At 70.8% G+C, this 8,363-nt stretch carries 8 protein-coding genes; 2 read left to right on the top strand and 6 right to left on the bottom strand.

Translation table 11 applies throughout. The features are described 5' to 3' along the window. Positions 1-209: 209 nt before the first annotated feature. From ACYVOO_RS03895 to ACYVOO_RS03880, 4 genes are all read right to left on the bottom strand, one after another. Positions 210-1,049, bottom strand: coding sequence for a hypothetical protein (locus ACYVOO_RS03895; RefSeq protein ID WP_461014230.1), 840 nt, complete (start codon positions 1,047-1,049; stop codon positions 210-212). Between the two features lie 95 nt (positions 1,050-1,144). Next, positions 1,145-2,026: an RNA polymerase sigma factor SigF gene (locus tag ACYVOO_RS03890; RefSeq protein ID WP_461014229.1), complete on the bottom strand. Its 882-nt coding sequence runs from the start codon at positions 2,024-2,026 to the stop codon at positions 1,145-1,147. 198 nt (positions 2,027-2,224) lie between these two features. Beyond that, complete coding sequence (locus tag ACYVOO_RS03885; protein WP_453346503.1) at positions 2,225-3,043, bottom strand: RNA polymerase sigma factor SigF; 819 nt, start codon at positions 3,041-3,043, stop codon at positions 2,225-2,227. Positions 3,044-3,387: 344 nt separating this feature from the next. Next, positions 3,388-3,552 (bottom strand): hypothetical protein, encoded by a 165-nt coding sequence (locus tag ACYVOO_RS03880; RefSeq protein WP_453346504.1) that lies wholly within the window; start codon positions 3,550-3,552, stop codon positions 3,388-3,390. Between the two features lie 437 nt (positions 3,553-3,989). On the opposite strand from ACYVOO_RS03880, the gene ACYVOO_RS03875 reads away from it, so the two are divergent. Beyond that, entirely contained in the window at positions 3,990-4,769 is a 780-nt protein-coding gene (locus ACYVOO_RS03875; protein WP_461014228.1) for a class I SAM-dependent methyltransferase, read from the top strand. Between the two features lie 116 nt (positions 4,770-4,885). Here ACYVOO_RS03875 and ACYVOO_RS03870 read toward each other — a convergent pair whose 3' ends face one another. After that, positions 4,886-5,092: a hypothetical protein gene (locus ACYVOO_RS03870; protein WP_461014227.1), complete on the bottom strand. Its 207-nt coding sequence runs from the start codon at positions 5,090-5,092 to the stop codon at positions 4,886-4,888. Between the two features lie 224 nt (positions 5,093-5,316). Here ACYVOO_RS03870 and ACYVOO_RS03865 point away from each other — a divergent pair, with 224 nt between their 5' ends. Beyond that, a complete protein-coding gene (locus ACYVOO_RS03865; RefSeq protein WP_461014226.1) occupies positions 5,317-6,399 on the top strand; it encodes a DUF418 domain-containing protein in 1,083 nt (360 codons plus the stop codon). 1,593 nt (positions 6,400-7,992) lie between these two features. On the opposite strand, the gene ACYVOO_RS03860 is transcribed toward ACYVOO_RS03865, so the two are convergent. Beyond that, positions 7,993-8,223, bottom strand: a complete 231-nt coding sequence (locus ACYVOO_RS03860) for a hypothetical protein (RefSeq protein WP_461014225.1) — start codon at positions 8,221-8,223, stop codon at positions 7,993-7,995. Positions 8,224-8,363: the final 140 nt, after the last annotated feature.

Here is an 8,363-nt window from a genome sequence, read left to right as displayed (position 1 = left end):
GTTGTGGGCAATCGTCCCGCTGGCGGGACGGGTGGGCACAACCCGTGCCACCGGCCCGCAACACGCGAACGAACCCCCAAAGGGGCACCCACACCAGGCGCACCCTCTGAGGAGAGGGGCACCCTGTGTGGCCTTCACCCCGCACCCCGTGAAGGGGCGCGGACCGGTGAAGGGGGAACCCTGTGTTTCCTTCCGCACCCCGCGGAGGGCTACCGGTTCCAGCCGGTGACCTTTACGTCCTGGGTTTCGATGTGCATCCCCAGCGGTACTCGCCACTGGTCCACGCACACGGTCCAGGTCTTCTCCTTCTTCTCCCCCGCACCGATCGGCACGGGCAGCTTCCGCTCGCTCTCGATCGTCGCCCAGTCCACGCCCAGCCCGCCGATGATGTGCGTACCGAAGGTGACGGTGCCGGTCCGCACGGGCTCACCGCCCGTGTTGCGGAAAGCGACGGTCACCTTCTCGCACCACCTGTCGTCCGTCTTCTTCCGCTCGGGCTCCCCCACCTTGAGCGCCGCGGGCCCGCCGGGCCGTGCCGTCCCGCTGTCCGAGCCGCCGCCCTCGGCACCGTCCTCGGCGTCGTCGCCGCTCGGGCTCGGGCTCGGGTCCGGATCCGGGGCCGGGTCCGCGCTGCCGCCGTCCCCGGGCCCGGGGCTCTGAGAGCCGCCCCCCGCGCCGGAAGACGGCGCAGCAGAGGACGGGCCGCCCTTGGCCGAGGGTGACCGGGACGAACCCGCGCCCTCACCCGCGCCCTCACCCGCATCCGCACTCTCACCCGCGTCGCCCTCGTCCAGCGGCACCAGCTCGACGCCGCCCTCCGGAGGAACCCGCTCGGCGGACGACCCCGGCGCGGAGGGTTCCGCCGCGCCCACGGCCACGTACCCCTCGTCGCCGCCCCCGCCACCGCATCCCGCGAGCAGCGGGGTCAGCGTGCCGAGACAGAGAAGAGCCGCCGAGGCGGTCAGTGCACCGCCGCCCCGGCGGCCCGTCGCGTATGGCCGTAACGTCGTCGCGGTCGCGGTCCGTCGCGATTGCCCTTGCCGTCGCATCGGGACAGTGTTGCTGACGCTACGTCAGATGTGAACCCTGTGAGCCTCTTCCGTATCCCCCGAGAAGGCAAAGCACCATCCTCTGCGGTGAGTGGTCAGTCCTCCGCGATCAGTCCCTCGCGCAACTGGGACAGCGTGCGCGTCAGCAGCCGGGAGACGTGCATCTGCGAGATGCCGACCTCCTCGCCGATCTGCGACTGGGTCATGTTCGCGAAGAAGCGCAGCATGATGATCTGGCGTTCCCTGGGCGGGAGTTTGGCCAGCAGCGGCTTCAGCGACTCCCTGTACTCGACGCCCTCCAGCGCGGAGTCCTCGTAGCCCAGCCGGTCCGCGAGGGAGCCCTCGCCGCCGTCGTCCTCCATGGAGGGGGAGTCGAGCGAGGAGGCGGTGTAGGCGTTGCCGACGGCCAGGCCGTCGACCACGTCCTCCTCCGACACCCCGAGGCAGGTGGCGAGTTCGGGCACCGTCGGGGAGCGGTCGAGCGTCTGGGACAGCTCGTCGCTCGCCTTCGTCAGGGCGAGCCGCAGCTCCTGGAGCCGCCGGGGCACGCGCACGGACCATGACGTGTCGCGGAAGAACCGCTTGATCTCCCCGACGACCGTCGGCATCGCGAACGTGGGGAATTCCACGCCCCGTTCGCAGTCGAAGCGGTCGATCGCCTTGATCAGGCCGATCGTGCCGACCTGGACGATGTCCTCCATCGGCTCGTTCCGGCTCCGGAAGCGAGCCGCCGCGTACCGCACGAGCGGGAGGTTCAGCTCGATGAGCGTGTCGCGGACGTACGTACGCTCCACGCTGTCCTTGTCGAGACCGGCGAGCCGCAGGAAGAGGGAGCGGGAGAGGGTGCGGGTGTCGAGGGCATCGCAGTCTGCGGGCGCGGGATCCACGGTGACCGCGGGAGCTTCCAGCGCATCTTGCGGAGCATCGGCTTTCGTGTTCTCGGTGAGCACCTTCGAGCTGCCCAGTTCTACGGACATGCCACCCCCTAGAGGTCGCGGACGGGTCGCGGCGGCACCCTCGCGTGAGGGGAGCACCTCCCCCTGAATACCGGGAGCGCCGCCACGGCAAACGCAGCTCTTGCAGAATGTCACAAGTCAGCAACGCGACGTAGCTTCATGTCGATAAAACTGCACAGTTGAGAGCGCTGACCCCCGTGCGGGTGACCCTCGTTCCGGTTACGCGTCGATCCGGTTTGCGGCGCGCAGCCGCGCGAAGCTGCGCGAGAGCAGCCGCGAGACGTGCATCTGTGAGACGCCCAACTCGGCGCTGATCTGCGATTGCGTCAGGTTTCTGTAGTAGCGCAGCAGCAGGATGCGCTGCTCGCGCTCCGGCAGCTGGACGAGCAGATGACGCACCAGATCCCGGTGCTCGACTCCGTCCAGTTCCGGATCCTCGTAGCCGAGCCGGTCCAGCAGGCCCGGCATCCCGTCCTCGCGCTCCTGCGCCGCCTCCAACGACGTGGCGCGATAGGCCCGTCCGGCCTCGATGCAGGCCAGGACGTCCTCCTCGGCCAGCTTCAGCCGGTCCGCGATCTCGGCGGTGGTCGGCGAGCGGCCCATGAGCGTCGTCAGGTCCTCGGTGGCGCTGCTGACCTGCACCCACATCTCGTGCAGCCGCCGGGGCACGTGGACGGTCCTGACGTTGTCGCGGAAGTACCTGCGGATCTCGCCGACGATCGTCGGCATCGCGAAGGTGGGGAACTGGACGCCCCTGTCCGCGTCGAAGCGGTCGATGGCGTTGATGAGCCCGATCGTGCCGACCTGGACGACGTCCTCCATCGGCTCGTTGCGGCTCCGGAAGCGCGCGGCGACGTAGCGCACGAGGGGCAGGTTGGCCTCGATGAGCGCGTCGCGCACCCGGTTGTGCTCGGGGGTCCCGGCCTCCAGCCCGGAGAGCTGCTCGAAGAGCACCGCGGTCAGTGCCCTGGCCTCCGCGCTCCGGTTCCGGGGAGTCCCCCCGGAAGGAGTCTGGGGGAGGGTCTGGGTCCCACCCACTCAGCCACCACCCCTTTACGGTGTTTACGGTGCAGATCGGTCTCGGTTCGTCGGGCCGCCGGTTCGTCGGCCGGTCGGCCTGTCGGGCCAGTAATCCACCCAAAGCGGTCATAGCATCACAAGACATGTGCACTAGGTGCAAGCACCGTATAACTCCGTGTTGGTGACGAGTTGGGGTATACGGCGCCTATAGCCCGTAACCGAACATCAATCCGGAGTCAGGGTGGAGTAAGGGAGGGGGGAGGGGCGGGGAGGGTTGGGCGCGTACGGCGCGAAGCCCTCCGTCCCGGGGCGGGACGGAGGGCTGGAGGTGTGTGAGCTGCCGGGAGGGGGGGAGGGAGGCGCTAGCTGATGAGCTGCGTCATGAACTCGCCGACGCCCTGGGCCGCGCCCGAGATGCCCTCGAAACCTATCTGGACGAGGTCGGCGGCTCTGGCCGGTGAGGTGATGATCGTGTAGAGCACGAAGACGATCACCAGATAGAGCGCGGCCTTCTTCGCCTGCACCATCGCCCCTGCCTCCCACGCCTGCCGTAGTCCCCTGTTGAGGTCGTGTGAGTGTATCGAGTGCTGTCCAGAGCATGATCCCGGCGTTCGGGACCAAAGCCCCCGCAATCAGGGTCCTTTGCCCGGTCCGCCGGGCGAGGTCCGCGCGACAGCATGGTCCGTGAAGCCCTCCGGTTCCGGCAGGAGCCCGGCGGGCTGACGACGGGGCCCGCTGCGGGGTCCGGACCGCGACCCGTCCCCGACCGCGGACCGGACCGTGGGCCCGTCCCCGACGGGGGAAGCGGCGCCCCCCCCCGTCCCCGACGCCGCTTCCCCCGGCCGCTCCGGGCCGCTCTCTGGGCCGTTCGGGGCCGTTCGGGGCCGCTCCGGGCCTCCCCGGCAGGGCGTCGCGGGGCGTAATCCGGTGGCATGGCCTCCGGCCTGGGACGGAGCATGGGGCCATGCGTACGCGGCGAACCTTCGACGATCTGGTGGCAGAGGCCGAGTCCGTCCCGGTGGACGGCTGGGACTTCTCCTGGCTGGCGGGCCGGGCCACCGAGGAGCGCCCCTCCTGGGGCTACCAGCGGGCGATGGGCGCCCGCATGGCCTGCGCCTCCGCCGCGCTGGACATCCAGACGGGCGGCGGGGAAGTCCTCGCGGGGGTGCCCGGGCTTCCAGCCCTGACCGTCGCGACGGAGTCCTGGCCGCCGAACGTCGCCAAGGCGACCCGGCTGCTGCACCCCCTCGGCGCGGTCGTCGTCGCGGACGCGGACGAGCCGCCGCTGCCGTTCGCCGACGACGCCTTCGACCTCGTCGTCAGCCGCCATCCCGTGACCACCTGGTGGGACGAGATCGCGCGGGTGCTGCGTCCGGGCGGCACGTACTTCTCCCAGCAGGTCGGGCCCGCGAGCGTCTTCGAGCTGGTCGAGTTCTTCCTCGGCCCCCAGCCCGAGGCGACCCGCCGCGCGCGGCACCCCGACGACGCGCGCCGTGCGGCGGAGGCGGCCGGGCTGGAGGTCGTCGAGCTGCGCTCCGAGAGCCTGCGCACGGAGTTCCACGACATCGGCGCGGTGGTCTACTTCCTGCGCAAGGTGATCTGGATGGTCCCCGGCTTCACCGTCGCCGCGTACCGCGACCGCCTCCGCGATCTCCACGACCTCATCGAGCGCGAAGGGCCCTTCCAGGCCCGCACGACCCGCTTCCTGATCGAGGCCCGCAAGCGGGGGTCGTCGGCGGCGTGAGGGGCGTCCGAGTGACGGGCTGACGGGGTGACGGGCTGACGGGCTGACGGGCTGACGGGGTGACGGGCCCACCGGCCGACGGGGCGACGGGCCGACGGGACGGTGGTCGCGGGGCGCTACGGCCAGAGCCCGCGTGCGTACAGGTCCTCGCGGAGCCAGTCCGGCGCGTAGAACCGCTTCGCGTACTGCTGGGCGCACGGCGAGGGACAGGCGTACTGGCCGCGACCGGGCCCAGAGCCCGTCTCGATGACCTGGACGAGCATCATGTCGGCGCCGCTGTGCTCACAGACGACGCACCGCACGGCGCCGGGCCACATGGTCACCCTCTTCCTCACCCTTCCCTTTCCCCTCGCGTTTCCGGGCGGCTCAGCGTGCCGCAGGGGTGCGGGGTGGCGCGGGGAGGCGCACGGGGGAGCGGGCGGGGGAGGCCCGTTCGGCGCAGGCGCGGAGGCGTACGCGTGCGGAGGGGCCATATCGGCCGATCGGCCGATGCCGATCGGCCAAGGAGCCGATGCGGGCTCCGGCCCGGCGCGGAGATCGTCGACCCATGACGTCCACGACCCCGACCACGACCCCGACCCTGGTCCTCACCGCGCCCGAGCACGCCGCCGCCGCGCCCGGCCGTCCCGCCGCCCCCACTCGTCGGGTCACCGCGCTCGACGCCCTGCGCGGCTTCGCCCTCTGCGGCATCCTCCTGGTGAACATCAACCAGGTCCTGCACATGAAAATGGCCTCGGACACAGCCTCCGATCCGCTCGACTGGTACCCGATCCCCGCGTTCCTGGACCTGTTCGTCCAGCACCGCTTCTTCCCGATCTTCTGCTTCCTCTTCGGCCTCAGCTTCGCCGTCTTCCTGGACGGGGCCGCGCGACGCTCCGTGCACCCCCGGCGGCTCCTCGTCCGTCGGCTGACCGCCCTCGGCCTGCTCGGCCTCGCGCACCAGATGTTCCACCCTGGTGAGGCGCTGGCGCCGTACGCGGTCGTCGGCCTCGTCATCCTGCTGCCCGCCACCTGGCTGCCGACGTGGCTCGTCCTGATCGGCGGCCTGCTGGGCACCGTCGCCTCGGTCACGCTCGCGGGCGGCGGCATCTCCAGCATTCCCGGGCTGTTCCTGCTGGGCCTGGCCGTCGCACGGCTCGGCATCCACCGCACGCTGGAGCGCCGCACCCGCCAGTTGGCCGTCCTGCTCGCCCTCGCCCTCCCCGTCGCGGCGCTCGGCGTCTGGGCGCAGCACACGTATCCGATGGACGGCCCGTACGCGACCCGCATCGCCGCTGCTGCCGGACTCGCCGGCGCCCTCGTCTACGCCACCGCTCTGCTGCTCCTGCTGCGCACCCGTCTCGGCTGCCCGCTGTCGGCGGTGCTGGAGCCCCTCGGCCGGATGGCCATGACCAACTACCTCACCGCGACGCTCGCCCTCGTCGCCGCCGACCACTTCCTCGGCCTCGCCGACTCGGCGCAGTGGGTCACGGCGATGGTGCTCGCCGCCGGAATCCTGGCGGTGCAGGCCGTCCTGAGCGCCTGGTGGCTGCGCCGCTTCCGCTACGGGCCGCTGGAGTGGTGCCTGCGCTGCGTCACCTGGTGGAACGTGGTCCCGAACCGCCGCGAGGCGGCAGCGGTCGCGGCGTGAGCATCGCGCCGCCTCCGGCGCGGGGCGCGGGCCGCTGACCTGGCGCTCTCCATGTCCTCGTGGCCGGCGGCACCTGGATGACCGCCGACTCCGGCCGCTGAACCGTCATGGACATGGACCCGTTGTGGGACTTATCCCGCGTTGTGAAGCGGGAGCACTTCCGAAAGACCGAGAGATGAGGTCGGAATGCCACCCAGTAGCCGAAGCAGCAGGCACTCAAGCTCCTGGAACATGGAGGACCTTCAGATGGAGGTGAGCCGGGTCGGCCCAGTCGCCTATGCGGGCCCTGCCCGCAGCTACGCGCCGTCGTCGCATGACAGCAGGTCGCACCGGAGCAGCAGGCACTCGGAGTCGAGTCGCCCGAATGTCGAGTACGTAAGGGCGGACCCTTCCCCTTCCCCGAACATCGTCACCGTCGCGCCCCGATCCGAAAGCCCGGTCCCCAGCTACTACAGCAGTCACACCATGGACCCCCACGCGAATCAGGACTCGCGGCTGCTCCTGCCCTACGCAATCTCTGAGCCGCGCTCTGAGCGGCGCTCTGAGCCGCGCTCTGAGTCGCGCACGCACCGGAGCAGCCACAGCGGCACATATGCTGATTCGCAATGGAGCGGTTCGACGATCACACCCAGCAGGTACATGCCGCCGCCCAGCACGCACGGCTCCCGTGACGACCGTTCGCGGCAGAACGGGCCCAGCAGCGAGTCGTATCGCGACCAGTCTGTCTACAGCGGGGACTCCCTCCCCTCGCATCAGTACGACGCGCAACAGAGCCGAACTGCGAACTGGGCCCAAAAGGTGTCGCCCAATAGTGGTGAGGGCCCGGCCCCCGTACGCAAAGACCACACACGCAACCCGATCAAGCTTGCTGCGGAGGCCGCAACGCTGGAGGCGATAAACAGGATTGAGGACGGCCGGGTAACACGCGACCACCGCGGCGGGCTGGTGGAGAGCAACAAGCCGTCCCAGTCGGGCAGGAAGAAGACCATGCCCCACGGCGACGCGGCGCTGGTGGTTGACCGCAACGGTGCGTACATCAGGAAGACGAAGTCCTCGTCCAGCGCCTCCAAGCCCGCCGGGCCCTCCACGCAATCCGAATCCGCCTCCAGGCGCTCTCGCCGCTAAGGAGGCGAGCCCCCCCCGGGCCTCGCTCGCCCCGGTTGCCGTCTCGACTGATCGAGCCCAGCGCAGGACCGGTTGGCGAGGCCACATGCCGGTAGGCGCGAGCCCGGGGCCCGGTCCCTGGAGCGGTCAGGCGTGAGCGGGCGGCGAGAGGCGCCCTCGCCGCCCCGTCGGCCCTGACCGCGTCCCGCTCCGGCAGCAGTGGCGGAATGCGACTGCTTGTGGTCGGCGGCATCCGGCTGATCAGTCAGAACGCCCCGCCGTTGAACCGCTGTTGACACGTGTGCGTGGTGTTCCTCAACCCGCGTCGTGAAGCGGGAGCACTTCCGAAAGAGAGGTCGGAATGCCACCAGAAGGAAGCCGGTACTACTCGCGCGAAGAAATCTTGAGGGTGCGCCACGGCAACACCAGGGTCACCATCACGAACTCCTTCGAGAGCCGGAGCCGGAGCCGTCGCAGCGACGCACCCAGCTACGGCCCCCCGCCGTTGGTCCGTGACGACCGCGAGCGCAGGAGCGACCGCGACCGCGACCGCTCCAGCAGGAGCGAGTCGACGGTCACGCCCCGCGTCATCAGGCCCACATCGATCTCCGAGGCGCCCTCGGAATCGCACCGGAGCAGCCGGGACAGCCGGGACAGCCGCAGGGACGGGCCCCGCCTGCTCGGGCCGCCCTCCTCGCATGGGAGCGATTCGACGATCACTCCGGGCCACCTGCTGCCCGCCCCGCCGTCCCGTTACGAGGGCTCGCGCCGAAGCAGCCGCATGGAGCCGATCCCCGAATACCGCCCCGCGCCGCCCAGCCGGATCGAAGTCCGCGAACCCCGCGACCGAGGCGCCCCCG

The sequence above is a fragment of the Streptomyces daliensis genome, assembly GCF_054782395.1.
Note: the sequence above shows the minus strand (reverse complement) of the source record. Positions and strands in the feature narration are given on the sequence as shown.